Raw genomic sequence first — 16,802 nt, forward strand, 5'->3', positions numbered from 1 at the left:
AAACCTCTTGCATAATTAATTTTTGAGGGTTCAAAAACGGTAAAAATAAGGATTAAATTGCATAAAATCCTTAAATAGACCATTTAATTGATTATTATTCATTCTTAATTCTCCTGACTACTGACTCCTGACCCCTGACTCCTAACCCTAACAACAATTTTTGATTTTTACAAGAGGTCTATTGATGAATCGAACCATCGGGGAGAATTGTTCCCGTTAAAATTGCTCCAGTTAATTTCACCATAATACGCTTACCGAAGCCAATTTTTGCCCCGCGTAAATCCGCTGCCGACAGATCCGCCCCACTTAAATCCGCTCCGATGAGATTGGCTTCCTGTAAATTTGCGCCTTTAAGGTTAGCTTCGAGGAGATTGGCGCGAAAAAGATTAGCTTTGTGCAGATTAGCCTTTTCTAGGTTAACTTTGTGCAGGAAGCTATCGCTTAAGTCCGCATGGCTTAAATCTGCCCCGATGAGACTGCAACTAGAGAGATCTTTTTCTTTCAGGTTGGCTCCCTGTAAATCGGCTCCGTTTAAATCCCGATAGTGAGGGCGCCAGGCGGCATGATTGTGGACCTGATGGTTATTCTGGGAGTGGCTGTGTTGACTGTGGGTTTGTTGACTATGGGTTTTATGACTGTGGGTTTGGGAATTTTGGCCCGGTTGGCTAGGGTGAGGCTGATAGGGGGAAGCAGTTTTATAGGCGTGGGCGGGCTGTTTTTCAGTTTTAGGGGGGGAATTGGAGCGTTTAGGAGAATTTTGATGAATTTGCCGCAATTGTTCCCTAGCTTGGTTAATTTCTTGCAGTTTAGCGGTGGCTTTTTCCAAAAGACGCTGATTATCTTTGGGAATGCGATCGGGATGCCAAATAAACACCAAATCTTTGTAGGCCTGATTGATCTCGTCGAGAGATGCCCCATGATCTAACCCTAAAACTTTATAGTATCGCTCCAATTCTTTCATTATCGAAGTCCTAATACAAGGATAAAAGCATTAACGGCCACAATTTCTCTGAGTCTTGTCGGATTTTCTAGGAGAGGATTTCTTTTAGGATAATTTGACTCTGGGAGAGTTGCCATAAAATTTGAGAAAATGTCTGGTAATTAAAAAAATCTCGTTTTTCTATCCTGTTTTGATGCGTAAATGTATAGCACATAACAGCAAAATTAGCAAATTTTTGATACAGAACTTGATTTGTGCTGTTAGGGAAGTGGGGAAGTGGGGAAGTGGGGAAGTGGGGAAGTGGGGAAGTGGGGAAGTAGGGAAGTGGGGAACTGGGGAAATTGAACTAAAACCCCAAAACCCCAAGACTCCAAAACCCCAAGACCTAAAACCTATCTCCTGCCGACCGCCTCCCGACTGCTGTATGATAAAACTTGTCCCGATAGGATAAATCAAGGTCGTGAAATTTGGTCAGTGGTTGGGGTTTATCTGTTTAATAATGGCTCTCTATGTATTGTGGCAGATTCGACAGCTGTTATTATTGATTTTTATGGCGATCGTGTTTACCGTAGCCTTAAATAGATGTGTTAAAGGATTGCAGAGATTGGGGATTAAAAGGGGTTTGGCTATTTTAATCACCCTGCTGACGAGTCTAGGAATTGTGATTGTATTTTTTATAATTATTGTTCCCCCCTTTATCGAACAGTTTCAAAAATTAATTGAACTTTTACCGCAAGCTTGGGATTTAGTCCGCAATAACTCGATTCAATGGCGACAACAATTTCAATTTGATTGGTTGCCACCCTTGCCTAATTTAACTGATTTAGTCCAGCAGTTACAACCTTTAGGAACCTTTGTTTTTAGTAACTTTTTTACCTTCTTTTCTAACTCAGTTGCGGCAATTTTACAATTATTATTCGTGCTGGTGTTAGCAATGATGATGTTAGCCAACCCCCAACCCTATCGACAAGCTTTCTTAAAATTATTTCCTAACTTCTATCGTCGTCGCGCTGAGGAAATTCTTACCCTATCGGAAGCGGGTTTAGGTAATTGGTTGTTGGGAATTGCCATTAGTTCAACTATGGTAGGATTATTCAGTGGGTTCGGTCTTTTTGTTTTACAAATCAATCTAGTTCTCGTTCATGCTATCCTAGCAGGATTGCTCAATTTTATCCCTAATATCGGACCGACTGCTAGTGTGATTTTTCCCATTCTAATTGCTGTTATCGATGCACCTTGGAAAATTGTCGCTATTCTGATTCTCTATTTTATTATCCAAAATGTCGAAAGTTATTGGCTGACACCCACTGTCATGGCTAAACAGGTATCTTTACTACCGGCAATTACCCTAATTGCTCAAATTTTCTTTGCTCAAATGTTTGGCATCTTAGGTTTATTATTGGCTTTACCTTTGACAGTGGTAGTAAAGACATGGTTAGATGAATTATTATTCAAAGACATTTTAGATAAATGGGATCACGGTCATAACAAATCTTAAATAATCTCGGCAAAAGTCATGAAATTAATCATTCTTACTCTCGTTATTTTATCTAATTTTTTTGCTCCCCTCCCAGCTAAGTCTGAAACGGTTCTAGAAAAAATTAAACGCACGGGATTATTAGAAGTAGCTATGAGAGAAGATGCGATTCCCTTTGGCTATCGGGATAGTAATAATAATTTGCAGGGATTATGCTTAGATTTTATCCAATTGCTTAGAGAAGAACTCAAGCACAAATTAAACCTCCAGATCATCAGTGTCAAAATTTATAAATCCACTTTATTTAATCGCTTCCAGTTATTGGAAAATAAAACCGTTGATTTCGAGTGTGGTCCTAATAGTATCAGAAAAAATATACCTGATGGTGTCAGTTTTTCTCGTCCTTTTTTTGTCACGGGAACTCAGTTTTTAGTGAGGAGTGATAATCAGAAGAATTTTAACTTTTCTTCGTCCTTAGAAGGTATAAGTATTGGAGTTTTAAGAGATACCACCACTCAAGAATTATTAAGACAAAAATATCCTCTTGCTACCTATCAGGAATTTCAAGGAGTGACGGGAAGACTGCGAGGTATCCAAAGTTTAAGAAGGAATAGAATAGATGCTTTTGCTAGTGATGGGATTCTGCTAATTGGAGAAGCTGTCATTCTCGGTTTATCCTTAGAACAAGATTATCAACTTATCCCGCGCAATCCTTTAAATTGTGATTATTATGGTTTTATTCTTCCCGCTAATGATCCCCAATGGCAAGAGTTTATTAATGGGGTTATCGTCACCAGTGAGAACAGAAATATTTTTAAAGCATGGTTTACTGAAGTTGCTGCCTATTTTAGAGATACCTGGCAATATTGTCGTAATAATCCCGAAAAATCCCAGTAAAACTTAACGATTATGCACAAAAAAAATGATTTATTTTGGTTGATTGGTTGCGCTACAATAATCCTGTTTATTTGCAGTGCTGTCAGACATATTTTATTTCAATCTAATGCTCTCGATCTTGGTTGGTTTGATCAGGGAGTTTACCTAATTTCTCAAGGTAAACCACCGATTATATCTTTTGTTGATTACCATATTTTAGGCGATCATATCGCTTTTATTCTCTATCCTATAGCCTTACTTTATAAAATTTATCCTAGCGTTTATTGGCTGCTTTTCTTACAAGCTTTTTCCCTTTCCCTTGCCGTTTTTCCCCTCTGGCAATTGGCAATACAAGCGGGATTAAAAGAAAAACAAGCCTATACATTAGCCTTAGTTTATCTGCTCTATCCCCTGATTTTTAATGTTAATCTCTTTGATTTTCATCCTGAAGTTATCGCAGTTCCAGCCATTTTTTGGACAATTTTGGCCGCAAGATTAAATAATCTCTGGGGATTTTTTCTAGGAATCATTATTATTCTCGGTTGTAAAGCAATTCTCTCTTTAACATTGTTGGGAATGGGTATCTGGTTACTTCTTTGGGAAAAGAAAAAAATCCCCGGAATAATTGCCATGATTAGCGGCATTCTTTGGTTTATTATCGCCACGAAATTATTAATCCCTCTCCTGACAGGAAAATCGGCAGTTATTGAAATGGCCGATTCTCGATATAGTTATCTAGGAGATAGTTTACCAGCAATTATCTTTAATCTTTTCCTCAAACCCGATCTTGTCTTGGGAAAAATCTTTACTGGCAATAATCTAGAATACCTAATCCTATTATTTATTCCCTTAGTTTGGGGTTTATCCTGGCGCTATTCTGCCCCAATAATTGCCGCTATTCCCGCACTCGCTTTAAATTTATTAGCAGATCATGCCCCACAAAAAAACTTAACGACTCAATATTCCCTGCCAATTTTGCCCTTTTTATTTCTAGCGGTTATCGCCACTTTAGCCCATAATAGCAGCTGGTTGAAGCAGCCTAAATGGATAATTACTTGGGCAATTATTGCCTTTTTTGCCTTAGCTAAATACGGCTATTTTTGGTCACTGTATTTAAATTCCCTCGATACTTGGTCCGCCACCCAAAAAGCTCTCACCCAAATTACCACCAGTGAGAGTGTCTTGACTACTTCTAGAATTGCCCCCCATCTTACCCATCGAGAAATGATCAAATTAGCGATCGAAGGTTCCCAATCCCTAGATTTAAATCAATTTAATTATATCCTACTCGATCGCCGTCATCCCGGTTGGTCTAGTTCACCAGAACTAATTGATGATCACTTAAATAAACTGAATCAAAATGAGAACTTCCAGTTAATCGTTAATCAGGATGATGTGTTTTTATATCGGGCCTTGACAACCCCTCAAGAAACAAAATAATTTTTCGTTCCACCGATTTTAATAAATTTTCTTTATCGATGGGAAACCAGACAATACCAGCATCGGCACGAAACCAAGTGCGCTGACGTTTGGAAAATTGACGGGTATGGAGGATAATTAGATCGATCGCCTGTTCTAAAGAAATTTCCCCGAGGAGATATTGCTTAATCTCTGCATAACCCAAAGTCTGCAAAAGTGGCAAATCCCAACCGTATTTATCCCCCAAATTCTGCACCTCTGCTACTAATCCCCTGGCGATCATTTGATGAGTACGAACAGTGATCCGCTTGTCTAAACTTTCTGGGGAACAGTCTAAACCAATTTGTAAAATTGGATAAGTGGGGGGATTTTCTCCCTGCTGACTAGAGATAGGTTTTCCTGTTAGATAAAAAACCTCTAAAGCGCGTAAAGTCCTGACCTGATCATGGGGATGAATTTTTTTAGCAGCCTCTTCATCTACCTGCGTCAGAATTTGATAAAGATAGGATTGTCCTAAAGCTTGTAATTGCCGTCTTAAATCCGCTTGAGGAGAAACCCTCGGTATTTTTAAACCTTTGACAATGGACTTGATATAAAGTCCCGTACCACCGACCAAAAACAGGGGAGAATAGTGGAGATTGTTGATTAAATCCTCAGCCTGTTCTTGGTACTGTGCTAGGGTAAAATTATCTTGAGGATCACAAATATCAATTAGATAATGGGAAATCCGCTGACATTCTTCTAAGCTAGGTTTAGCGGTACCAATATTAAATTCTCGATAGATTTGTCGGGAATCGGCACTGAGAATTACTGAATTAAACTTTTCGGCCAATTGTAGGGCTAAACTGGATTTTCCTGTGGCAGTTGCCCCACAAATAACAATTAAAATAGGTAAAGAGGAAGGCTGCATCTCATTTTCGTAAATCTACCAAGTTGGGATTTTTAAGGGGAAACTCTCGGTTAAAATCGGGCCTTACTTGTGATTTTATCACTCAATCCCAGCTTTTGGGGGGTTCTACCCCCCAAACCCCCCGTTGGGGGCGTGGCGCCGCCCCCAAACCCCCCGCGCATTAGCTTTTCGGTGGGATGCTTACACGCAGTTGTTCATACATTTGTACCAATTTAAGAGTCACTGATAATTGCTGATTGTCGGTATTTCTGCAAATGTGAGATGCAGCCAAGAGGAAAGGGGAAGTAGTCATCGATTTTACATGACAGTAAACAGTAATCAGTAATCAGTAATCAGTAATCAGTAATCAGTGAAAAGACAGGAATGTTAAGCTAAGACCCATTTAAACAGGGTAAGTAGCTAGACACAATTAATTACACATATCTAACTACCTCTTGCCTGTTGCCTGTTGCCTTTTGCCTATCCTAACTAAAAAGTTAATTTTGTCCTATTACTTAGGGCTGGCTGAATAATGGTAAAACCCTTGTTGGTTAAGACTTTTAGAGTTTTTGTAAATCAAAAAGTACCAGATATGGGAGTGATCGGGGGGAAAATTCAGGGACTCTTTCCCTGAAAATTAGGTAATTGACCCCTTCAAAATCGGTAAAACCCTACACCCCACACCCCACACCCCACACCCTGCCCCCAAGAAAAACTTTTTGCCGCAAACCCTACTTATTGTTAAGCTGATTAACAGCTTAAGTTTGTCATTAATTTTCATTTAACAAAAAAAACAGCACCCATCAGGATGCTGTTTGTCAAGAAAATGTTACAAAACTTAAGCTAAAGCCGCCATTTTCACATCGTTATTAGCGAGGATATTTTGCAACTCCTCCGCGTCCACGGTTTCTTTTTCCACTAACATTTGCGCTAACTGGTCCAAGATGGCGCGGTTATTGACTAAAACCTCTTTAGCGCGACGATAGGCCTGTTCCACTAAGTTACGCACTTCCTCGTCAATAGCTGCCGCAGTTTCATCGGAGAAATCTCGATCGGAAGCGATATCACGACCTAGGAAAACATTACCATTTTGACGACCTAAAGCCACCGGCCCTAGGCGATCGCTCATGCCGAAACGAGTTACCATTTGCCGCGCTACTCGTGCCACCTGTTGCAGGTCATTAGAAGCACCCGTAGTCACTTCTTCCTCACCGAAGATAATTTCTTCAGCTAAACGACCCCCCAAAGCTACAGCCATCTGATTTTGCAGATAAGCGCGAGAATATAACCCGGATTCCATGCGATCCTCGCTGGGAGTGAACCAAGTTAAACCCCCAGCGCGACCGCGAGGAATAATACTAATTTTTTGGACGGGATCATAATCCGGCATTAAAGCACCCACCAAAGCGTGACCAGCTTCATGGTAAGCAACTAAAGTTTTGCGTTTTTCACTCATGACGCGATTTTTCTTCTCAGGACCTGCTAGGACACGATCGATCGCGTCGTTGATCTCATCCATAGAAATCTCGGTTAAATTGCGACGTGCCGCTAAAATTGCGGCTTCGTTGAGCAAATTAGCTAGATCGGCACCGGTAAAACCGGGGGTACGACGGGCGATTTTATCGAGATCCACGTCTTGAGCCAAAGTTTTGCCTCTGGAGTGGACATTAAGGATTTCCTTACGGCCAGCGTAATCGGGACGATCTACCACCACTTGGCGATCGAAACGACCCGGACGTAATAAAGCGGCATCCAGCACATCGGGGCGGTTAGTGGCGGCGATAATGATAATACCTGTATTACCTTCAAAACCGTCCATTTCCGTTAATAATTGGTTGAGGGTTTGTTCCCGTTCATCGTTACCACCCCCTAAACCGGCACCCCGTTGACGACCGACAGCATCAATCTCATCGATAAAAACTATACAAGGTGCATTCGCTTTCGCTTGTTCAAATAGGTCGCGGACGCGAGAAGCACCCACCCCGACGAACATTTCCACAAATTCCGAACCGGAAATGCTAAAAAACGGGACTCCCGCTTCTCCAGCTACTGCGCGAGCAAGCAGGGTTTTACCTGTCCCCGGAGGACCGACTAAAAGGACTCCTTTGGGGATTTTTGCCCCAATTGCCGTGAAGCGATCGGCATTTTTCAGGAAGTCCACCACTTCGTTTAATTCTAATTTTGCCCCTTCAATCCCGGCCACATCACCGAAAGTAACCTGGGTTTGGGGTTCCATCTGTACTCTTGCTTTCGATTTGCCGAAGTTCATCGCTTGGGAACCGGGACCACTTTGGGCGCGACGGAGCAAGAAAAATAGACCAACAAGAAGTAAAATCGGGAAAAAGAGGCTACTGAAGGCTCTTACCCATACTCCTTCTTCTCTTTGGGGCAGTACGGAAATATCAACGTTATTTTCTGCCAAGATGTTGATTAATTGCGGATCGTTGGGCAGGTTAACTAATACATTTGCTCCATCTTGGGTGGGTACGATCGCTCGTTGCCGGTCGGCACTTAAGCGCACGGTTTCTACTTTACCTTCCCGCACTTCCTGTAAAAATTCACTATACTTCCAAGTTTGTTGCACTGCTGGCTGGCGATCGAAGAAAGCTGAGGCCAAGGCAAGGACTACGATTAACAATAGGGCATATAGTCCCGCATTGCGCCATTTTTTGTTATTACCGTTTTTGTTCACGCTGTCGAACTCCTGATAAATTGAGGATGATCTTATCGGTTGTCAAGGGGTTGTTAACTTATGTTAACGTTTCTCAGGAACACTGGACAGGTTTTTTTTTAATATGCCCGTTCTGGTCCTCCATCGGGGTTAGCTGTTGGGGGTTGGGGGAGTATGTCAATGTGACTCTCCTAGACCGAGTATGATCAATTTGTAACAAAATGCCAAAATACTGCATAAAAGCTGCAAGTGGAACGATAGAGAGTTTAGTTGACCTCCACGGGGAGTAGCTAGATGAAAAAACGAGAGACTTTGCTGGAGAAGTTTTGTTGCTTTTTAGTTTTGCAGCAAAATAGGACACAATGGAATTGTGATCGGCGTTTGCGTCGTAACATGGAAAGCTATGGCCCAATCGATCCTAATGTCGAGTCCGAGGAGTATTTGGCCCTATTCTTTCAGCAACAGTATCAGAATCCCGGTTCCCAAAATCATCTTTTTCGTGGGCATTTATACGCTTATTTGCAGGAACCTTGCTACTGGGCTGCTGCCGAAATCTATCAAAAATATCAAGCTAAACTAGATTATCAGATCGAAGACTACTTTAACGAAGGAATTCTTGGTTTTGAGGCTATCTTAGCTGACTTTAAGCCTTTATTCTCCACTCGCTTCGATAATTTTGCCAATCAGAGGATTAAATATCGCTTAATCGATCGCATCCGTCAGATTAGTCAAGCATTCGGCCATAATACTTGGAGCCTACTACTTAATTCTACCGGAGCGCGTCTCAGCCAAGCTCTCCTGGCGAGGGGATTAGTGGGAGAAACTCTCGAAAATTACCTTTTAGCTTGGGATTACTATAAAGAAATTTATGCCCAGGCAAAAATCAAAACCGATGGTAAAATTCAGGAACCTAGTCCAGAAATCTGGCAAAAAATCGCCGCTGCTTATAACTCGGATAGCCACTCTACCATCAAAATCAGTTCTGCGACAATTAACCGATGGTTAGAGGATGCGGGACAAGCTATTTTTGATTATTTATTTCCCCAAGGAAAAACAATTTCTCTACAGCAACCTTTAGGGGGTGAGGAAAGTAGCACGAGGGAGGAAATGATCGAAGATACTCTCCATGATACCCCTTGGCAGCAATTAGAAGCGGCGGAAAATTTTCGCGAGTCGCAACAAAACCACCAAAAAATTCTAGCTTGGTTAGGGGCAGAAATTCAACAGATTTGTCAGCAGCCGCAACAGGCAAAACTGCATCCGCAAATTCAGTTAATTCTAGAGATGACTTATGGGTTGGGGTTGGGACAAGTGGCAATTGCCGCTAAGATTACAGAAATTACCACGGTGGTTATCAAACAATATCAGGTTTCTAGGGAACTGGATAAAGTTTATCGTCACCTCGCTAAAAAGTTTTTACCCTGGGCCAGCGAAAACCTGCATATTTCTTTCCAGTCCCACGATAGAGAAGTTATTAGTAAGGCAATAGAACCATGGCTAACATACTACTATCAAACCAGCGCAACAACTCAGGAGGATTAATTATGGTTAATGATTGGTTAGAACTAACTCCTGATAGCATTTGGCTAGAAATACCCGCAGATATTCAAGAGATAAGTTGGGCAAAAAGTGCCAGTTTTACTGATGCCAGTATTCGTCAGAGATTTTATATTAATTATCTCTGTCAACAAGTTATTTTTAACTATCTACAGTCAGGGATGCCTGGGGTTAGTTTAGTAGAAAATCAAGAGGATTTCTGGCAACTAGGAGTTAATGGTTTTACCGTTAAATTAGGCGAAAAGTCAGTAATAGTTATTGCCAGCGAAACTCTGGATCTAGAAGCGATCGAAATTCCTCAAGAATGGGTAGATATTCCTCAATTAATTGGTGATTATTATCTAGCGGTACAGGTAAACACTGCCGAAAGTCATCTGAGAATTTGGGGTTGTACTACCCATAAAGATATTAAGGAAAAAGGACAATATATTAAGCGTAATCTTAACTACTCTCTACCGAGAAATCAACTGCAATCAGGATCAGATTCTTTAGATTTATGGGGAGAGTGTCAATTACAAGCAGTTAAGATTGAACGGGAAAAGATGGAAGAAAAACTATCTTTAGATAGATTGACAACCTTACTAGACATCTTAGCTAATCCTCAGTTAATCTTTCCCAGAAAAGCCGTTGCTTTTCAGGAATGGGCAGCAGTTATCGTCAATAGTAACTGGAGAAAAATTTTAATTACCCGTCGGCAAAAATCCCCCGTCAAGTTAACCAATTGGTTTGCCCATAATTTCCCCATTGATTGGCAAAGTATCCTCGATTTTAGCTCACTGTCACTGGTTCCAGCTTTCAAAAATACAGAAATTAAACGCATCAAAGATTTAGGAGTAGAATTACTGGGAAATCCCCTCGCTTTGATGATTACTATCGCTAAAACTGAAGAAATATTTAGCCTGCAAGCGACTGTTTACCCCACGGGAGAAACAAGCACTTTACCCCCCCATTTAAGATTAAGTATTCTCACCGAAACTGGTGAGGTTTTTCGAGAAGTAATTGCCACAGATAACGATGAATTTATTCGTTATCGATTTGATGCTGAATTGGGGGATAAATTCTTCATTGAAGTGGCTTTAGAATCGGCAAGAGTAACCGAATATTTACAAGTATAAGCGAGGAAAAACTTCATGATTAAACTCCTAACTCTCGAACTAGATGGCACATTCGATCGGGGATTTAAAGTAAAATTAGAAATTCGTCCCGATCTTAATTCTCGTCCCCAAACTGTGATCAAAGCAAGGCTACCAGCTAATTTAGAGTTATTAACTTTTTACCGTCAATGGCAACGTCACTATAGTGAATTAGAGGGATTTTTTAAAGTCTTAAAAGATAGCAATCCCCAACAAATTACCAATAGTTCTCAGCAGAGTTTAGTTTTTAAAAACTGCCAAGAAAAAGCCAAATTATTTGAGGATAACTTAAACAAATGGTTGAATAATAGCCCAGAATTTGAACCGATCAAAACCGCAATTCTGCGCTCTGGCAATAACTTTCGTATCTGGTTACAAACCGATAATATTTGGCTGCAAAGATTCCCCTGGGAAAAATGGGAAATTCTCCAAAATACTGGCGCAGATATAGCCATTATTGTCTCAGAATACGATACCTTAACCAGACAATTAAAAAATCATGAAAAAATTCGGATTTTAGCCATTTTAGGCTATGCCACCGACTTAAGATTTCTCGAAGAAGATCGCAAAACTTTAGACGATATTGCGGGAAAAGCAGGAGCCGAAATTATCTGGGAAAAAGCCCCTCACCCGCAAAAATTAAATCAGTTATTGCGTCAAGAAACTTGGAATATCCTCTTTTTTAGCGGTCATAGTGCCAGTACAGAAGATGGTCAAGATTGCGAAATTCAACTAACAGAAACTCATAAATTAAAGATAGCTGATTTTAGCTTTTCCCTGGGAGAAGCTACTAAAAACGGGTTAAAGTTAGCGATATTTAACTCCTGTGATGGTATCGGTTTAGCACAACAACTATCACGGGAAAAAGGGATGGCATTACCCCATCTAATCTTTATGCGCGAGAAATTACCCGATCCCGTTTCTCCCAAATTTCTGCAATACTTTTTAACCGCTTTTACCAATAATAAATCTCTCTATAGCGCCGTACATGAAGCCCAAAAAAATCTCCACGATGACTGGGAAAAAGACTATCCCTGTGCCAGTTGGCTGCCCGTAGTTTGCCCCAATCCCACCGAAGAACCCCCCACTTGGCATAGTTTCAGTAACTCCCCTCAAAAACAACAAAATTGGCGACGATTTGCTCTAACTTTCGGTTTAGGTTTAGCCGTAACGATGACAGTCTTGGCAATAAGAGAAACAGGAATTTTAGAACCCTTAGAATTAAATATTTATGATCGCCTGATGCAACTAAAACCCAAAGATAAACCCGATGACAGATTATTAATTATTACCATTGATCGCCAAGATTGGGAATATCAAGATCGCATGGGTATGAAAAGACCAACAATACCCGGAAGCGATCAAAAACGTTCCCTCGCAGGAGAAGCATTATCGCAGCTTTTAAATAAATTACTGCCCTACGAACCGCAAATTATCGCCTTAGATATCCTCCGTCCCATCGCTGCCAGTCAAGATTATCCACCCCTAGCCAAACAATTACAAAATACTCCTAATTTTATCTCGATTTGTAAGTTTAATAATTACCCACAACCGGACGGATTTCCCCCACCCCCGGAACTGCCAAAAAATCAGAGTGGTTTTAGTAACATAGTCCCAGACGAAACCATTGCCGGAGTTCCCCGAATTCGTCGTTTTTTATATCAGGCAAAACTCGATCGCACCTCTCCCTGTCTTCCCCCGGATTCTTTGGCCAAAGTTGACTCAATGTCCTGTAATTTTAAAGATTATGCTCCTAGTTTTAGTCTCCTAATTGCCAAACGATATCTAGAATCCCAGAATCAAGATTTTGACTGCAATAAACTGGAGCGGGGAATTCTAGAAATTAATATTGGGGATACTCATCTCGGTGACTGGCTACAATCCAACCGCGGCCCCTACAGAACCAGTCAATCCGATACCCGATCCGGCCGTCAAGTTATGCTCGCTTACCGTCGAATCGCCGATAATGGCATCGATGCAATCATCAAAATTGCTCCGAAAAAATCTCTCCGACAGGTTTTAGATCCGCGTTTTAATTCCGAATCAGTCCGGGAAAAAATTGTCCTGATTGGAGTAACAGAACCCGGGATCGATGATTTTTTAACCCCCTTTAGTCGCAACCCATCGGAAGCAATTCCGGGGGTTTATTTGCACGCGCACGCAGTCAGTCAAATTCTCGATACAATGACAGGAGAACGAGCCTCGATCGCTTTTTGGAATCCCCTACAGGAGGCTTTCTGGGTGCTGGGTTGGTCCCTGGTGGGGGGATTATTAACGTGGCGTTTTCTTCGGGTAAAAACGGTACTTTTGACAGTGGCGATCGCTGTGATTTCCCTTACTGGTATCGGTTGGCTTCTCTTTAGTTATTTCGGTCTCTGGGTTCCGATTATCCCCCCAGCGATCGCACTTCTCACCACCTCCGGTATCTTCTTTTTTCTTCGTTCTTACTACTTAAAATAGCAAGGTAAGGCTTGCTGAAAAAGTACGGGCGAAGCATTCGGATAGAAAATCTCCGGTTTCACCGATAGGTTATTGCCCGAATGCTTCGCCCCTACAGGACCCGGGCCGATGAAGACGCAAGGTTTTGAAGCACGATTCTCTCAAAATCTTGCACCTGTTTCACGAGAAAAACGACAAAACTCTTACCTTGCCTACATTTCACATTTATTCAGCAAACCCTAGGTAACAGCCATGATCAAACCTTCGATCGCCCTCATCCTTCTTTTCTCCCTACTGCCTCAACCCGGGTTAACCCTTATCACCCCGGCTGCCGGAAATATTTCTAATGATCCCATTCTGACGGCACAGGGCGATCGGGAGCTTACCGAGGAGCAATTCCTACAACGAGTCACCGTTAAGATTACTAGCGAGACAAATCGGGGATCGGGGACGATTATTGCTAAAAAAGGCGATAATTACCTTGTCCTAACCAACGCCCACGTTACCCGCAACACGAAAACCCTACAGGTACAAACTTACGACGGCCACAGCCGTGCGGCCCGCATTGTCCCCAATTCCCTATCGGAGAATCAAGATCTCGCCCTGCTGGAGTTTAGCGATACCCGGGAATATTCGATCGCCACCATCGCGGAGTTTACCATCAATCAAAACAGGATCGGTTTAGAAGTGGTGGCCGCGGGATATGTTGCCGAAACGGGACAGTATCGGACGACAAAGGGAACCCTCGAACAGGTGAGCGCTCGACCCCTCCGGGATGGCTACAGCGTCGGTTATAGTGGCGATATCGTGCAGGGAATGAGTGGCGGCGGCATTTTTGTTGATGGGGAGTTAATCGGCATTAACGGGCGATCGGCCCATCCGATTCTCTCTAACTACACCTACGAAGACGGTACAAAACCCACAGACGCAGAAATCCAAAAGATGAGAGCGGTTAATTGGGGCATTCCCATCAATACCCTATTAATCTACATCCGTCCCGAAATCCTCAGCGCCTATAACCTACCCCTACCGCCGGTGAACCCCGATATAGAAACCACCGCCTCTAATGACTATATCGCCGAATTAGAAGCGAAAGCGAAGGGTTTCACCGTGCGGATTGATAGTAGCAGTAAAACCAATGGAAGTGGCGTAATTGCCAATGGAAGTGGCGTAATTATCGCTAAAGAAGGGAATATTTACACCGTCCTAACCGCCGATCACGTCCTTTGCGGAGAAATGGCACGCACCGACAGCTGTGCTGATTACACCTACACCGTCGTCACCAGCGACGGCAAAACTCGAAACATCGAGAAAAGCACCATTATTCGGCAGGAAGGGGTAGATTTAGCAGTCTTTCAGTTTGAAAGTCTGGACAATTATCCCGTTGCGGAAATAGCGAATTATAACCCAAATAGCGGTGATTTTGTTTTTGCGGCAGGCTTCCCCAAAATTGGACAAAATCCCTCGAAATGGTTGTTTAGTGGCGGTGCAATTCACGATAAAGAACAGGGATTACTACAAACCCGCCAAAGTCCTTTAAGCACTCAACAAGGGGGAACATTACAAAGTGTTGCTTCTTTAACCGGAGGCTATGAATTAGTTTATACCAGCATCACATTTGGGGGCATGAGTGGCGGTGCAGTCTTAGACTCCCAGGGGAGAGTAATAGGGATTCATGGAAGTTCGGAAACAGCAGGGGTAACGGAAATTCAGTTAGGGTTTAGTTTAGGGATTCCCATTAGCACTTTTATCGGATTGCAAGAAAGATTCAAGGTAAAACCGCAATTATTAACCACTGCTCAACCCCAAGTTAGTCCGCAACAACAACAAGAAATTATTCAAGCGATTACTGGTGTTATTGTTCCTAATACCAATGCGAAGGCGGATATTTGGATACAAAGGGGAGGACAATTATGGCGGTTACGGAGGCATGAGGAAGCAATTAAAGCCTTTGATGAGGCGATTAAGCAAAATGAGTCCGAGAATGTCTATTTAGCTTGGTACGGGAAGGGATTAGCATTAGGTTATTTAGGTAAAGATCAACCAGCTATAGAAGCTTTGCAACAAGCGATTAATACCTTACCTAAACGGGAAGATTTAAAGAAGTTTCACAGTAGTATTTTACAAGAGCAAAGTGTTGTTTATCGCTATTTAGAAAATTATGAGCAAGCATTATCGGTGATTAATCAGGCGATTTCTCTGGTTCCCAATAACCCCAATTACTATAACGAGAAATCGGGAGTATTAAGTCGATTAAAACGCTATGATGAGGGATTAGCCGCAATTACTCAGGCAATTGATCTCGCTCCCCGTGCTGCTTGGTATTTCAGTCGGGGGAATCTTTACTATAACTTGCAGAAATACGATTTAGCCCTCTCTGACTGGAACAAAGCCATTAAAATTAATCCTAATTATGCTGACGCTTACAACAATCGGGGGCTTCTTTACTATGACCAAAAAAAATACGAATTAGCTTTAGCTGACTACAGCAAAGCTATTGACATTAATCCTAATTTAGCTGAGGCTTACAACAATCGGGGGAATCTTTACTATAACTTGCAGAAATACGATTTAGCCCTCTCTGACTACAGCAAAGCCATTGAACTTAATCGTAATTTTGCTGAGGCTTACTACAATCGGGGGAATATTTACTATGACCAACAAAAATACGATTTAGCCCTCTCTGACTACAGCAAAGCCATTGACATTAATCCTAATTATGCTGAGACGTACAACAATCGGGGGAATCTTTACAAAGACTTGCAGAAATACGATTTAGCCCTCTCTGACTACACCAAAGCCATTGACATTTTAGCCCTCTCTGACTACACCAAAGCCATTGACATTAATCCTAATTATGCTGTGGCTTACAACAATCGGGGGCTTCTTTACTTTAACCAAAAAAAATACGAATTAGCTTTAGCTGACTACAGCAAAGCTATTGACATTAATCCTAATTATGCTGAGACGTACAACAATCGGGGGAATCTTTACAAAGACTTGCAGAAATACGATTTAGCCCTCTCTGACTACAGCAAAGCCATTGACATTAATCCTAATTATGCTGTGGCTTACTTAGGTCGGGGGCTTCTTTACCTTCTCCAACAAAAATACGAACTAGCTTTAGCTGACTGGAACAAAGCTATTGAACTTAATCGTAATTTGGCTCTGGCTTACTTAGGTCGGGGGGGTATTTACCTTCTCCAACAAAAATACGAATTAGCTTTAGCTGACTACAGCAAAGCTCTTGAAATTAATCCTAATTTAGCTGAGGCTTACTTAGGTCGGGGGGGTATTTACCTTCTCCAACAAAAATACGAATTAGCTTTAGCTGACTTCAATAAAGCTCTTGAAATTAATCCTAATTTAGCTGAGGCTTACTTAGGTCGGGGGGGTATTTA

11 protein-coding genes are annotated in these 16,802 nt (G+C 41.8%); 7 read left to right on the forward strand and 4 right to left on the reverse strand.

What is annotated here, in order from left to right:
- Positions 1–178: 178 nt before the first annotated feature.
- On the reverse strand, positions 179–961 hold the full coding sequence (locus PX482_RS16865) for a pentapeptide repeat-containing protein (RefSeq protein ID WP_002763083.1): 783 nt from the start codon (positions 959–961) through the stop codon (positions 179–181).
- A gap of 159 nt (positions 962–1,120) precedes the next feature.
- Positions 1,121–1,396, reverse strand: a complete 276-nt coding sequence (locus tag PX482_RS27795) for a hypothetical protein (RefSeq protein ID WP_196219885.1) — start codon at positions 1,394–1,396, stop codon at positions 1,121–1,123.
- Positions 1,397–1,400: 4 nt separating this feature from the next.
- On the opposite strand from PX482_RS27795, the gene PX482_RS16875 reads away from it, so the two are divergent.
- The 3 genes from PX482_RS16875 to PX482_RS16885 are packed head-to-tail and all read left to right on the forward strand — an operon-like array spanning position 1,401 to position 4,733.
- Entirely contained in the window at positions 1,401–2,438 is a 1,038-nt protein-coding gene (locus PX482_RS16875; protein WP_002763081.1) for an AI-2E family transporter, read from the forward strand.
- A gap of 18 nt (positions 2,439–2,456) precedes the next feature.
- Complete coding sequence (locus tag PX482_RS16880; RefSeq protein ID WP_002763079.1) at positions 2,457–3,314, forward strand: amino acid ABC transporter substrate-binding protein; 858 nt, start codon at positions 2,457–2,459, stop codon at positions 3,312–3,314.
- A 12-nt stretch (positions 3,315–3,326) separates the two neighbouring features.
- On the forward strand, positions 3,327–4,733 hold the full coding sequence (locus PX482_RS16885) for a DUF2079 domain-containing protein (RefSeq protein ID WP_002763078.1): 1,407 nt from the start codon (positions 3,327–3,329) through the stop codon (positions 4,731–4,733).
- Here PX482_RS16885 and miaA read toward each other — a convergent pair.
- Both miaA and ftsH3 read right to left on the reverse strand, forming a co-directional pair.
- Positions 4,675–5,622: a tRNA (adenosine(37)-N6)-dimethylallyltransferase MiaA gene (miaA, locus tag PX482_RS16890; protein ID WP_002763076.1), complete on the reverse strand. Its 948-nt coding sequence runs from the start codon at positions 5,620–5,622 to the stop codon at positions 4,675–4,677. The genes PX482_RS16885 and miaA overlap by 59 nt on opposite strands.
- Before the next feature lie 817 nt (positions 5,623–6,439).
- Positions 6,440–8,293 carry an ATP-dependent zinc metalloprotease FtsH3 gene (gene ftsH3 / locus PX482_RS16895; protein WP_002763074.1) on the reverse strand — a complete coding sequence of 618 codons (1,854 nt, stop codon included), beginning with the start codon at positions 8,291–8,293 and terminating at the stop codon, positions 6,440–6,442.
- Positions 8,294–8,566: 273 nt separating this feature from the next.
- Here ftsH3 and PX482_RS16900 point away from each other — a divergent pair, with 273 nt between their 5' ends.
- The 4 genes from PX482_RS16900 to PX482_RS16915 form a co-directional block, all read left to right on the forward strand.
- The gene (locus PX482_RS16900) at positions 8,567–9,814 is read left to right on the forward strand and encodes a sigma-70 family RNA polymerase sigma factor (protein WP_288094737.1); all 1,248 of its coding nucleotides are present in this window, start codon (positions 8,567–8,569) and stop codon (positions 9,812–9,814) included.
- 2 nt (positions 9,815–9,816) lie between these two features.
- Positions 9,817–10,944 carry a DUF1822 family protein gene (locus tag PX482_RS16905; protein WP_288094738.1) on the forward strand — a complete coding sequence of 376 codons (1,128 nt, stop codon included), beginning with the start codon at positions 9,817–9,819 and terminating at the stop codon, positions 10,942–10,944.
- Between the two features lie 15 nt (positions 10,945–10,959).
- The gene (locus tag PX482_RS16910) at positions 10,960–13,422 is read left to right on the forward strand and encodes a CHASE2 domain-containing protein (protein WP_288094739.1); all 2,463 of its coding nucleotides are present in this window, start codon (positions 10,960–10,962) and stop codon (positions 13,420–13,422) included.
- Between the two features lie 231 nt (positions 13,423–13,653).
- Positions 13,654–16,802 (forward strand): serine protease (locus PX482_RS16915; RefSeq protein ID WP_288122734.1); only part of this gene is annotated, 3,149 nt, incomplete at its 3' end.

This window comes from Microcystis sp. M53602_WE12, assembly GCF_030065455.1.
GTDB classification, from domain to species: Bacteria; Cyanobacteriota; Cyanobacteriia; order Cyanobacteriales; family Microcystaceae; genus Microcystis; species Microcystis aeruginosa.

What these genes read in the sequence shown, in the direction of transcription:
- PX482_RS16865 (WP_002763083.1), bottom strand. Translation starts at nt 961, where the DNA reads ATGAAAGAATTGGAGCGATACTATAAAGTTTTAGGGTTAGATCATGGG.
- PX482_RS16910 (WP_288094739.1), top strand. Translation starts at nt 10,960, where the DNA reads ATGATTAAACTCCTAACTCTCGAACTAGATGGCACATTCGATCGGGGA.
- PX482_RS16905 (WP_288094738.1), top strand. Translation starts at nt 9,817, where the DNA reads ATGGTTAATGATTGGTTAGAACTAACTCCTGATAGCATTTGGCTAGAA.
- miaA (WP_002763076.1), bottom strand. Translation starts at nt 5,622, where the DNA reads ATGCAGCCTTCCTCTTTACCTATTTTAATTGTTATTTGTGGGGCAACT.
- PX482_RS16885 (WP_002763078.1), top strand. Translation starts at nt 3,327, where the DNA reads ATGCACAAAAAAAATGATTTATTTTGGTTGATTGGTTGCGCTACAATA.
- PX482_RS16900 (WP_288094737.1), top strand. Translation starts at nt 8,567, where the DNA reads ATGAAAAAACGAGAGACTTTGCTGGAGAAGTTTTGTTGCTTTTTAGTT.
- PX482_RS16880 (WP_002763079.1), top strand. Translation starts at nt 2,457, where the DNA reads ATGAAATTAATCATTCTTACTCTCGTTATTTTATCTAATTTTTTTGCT.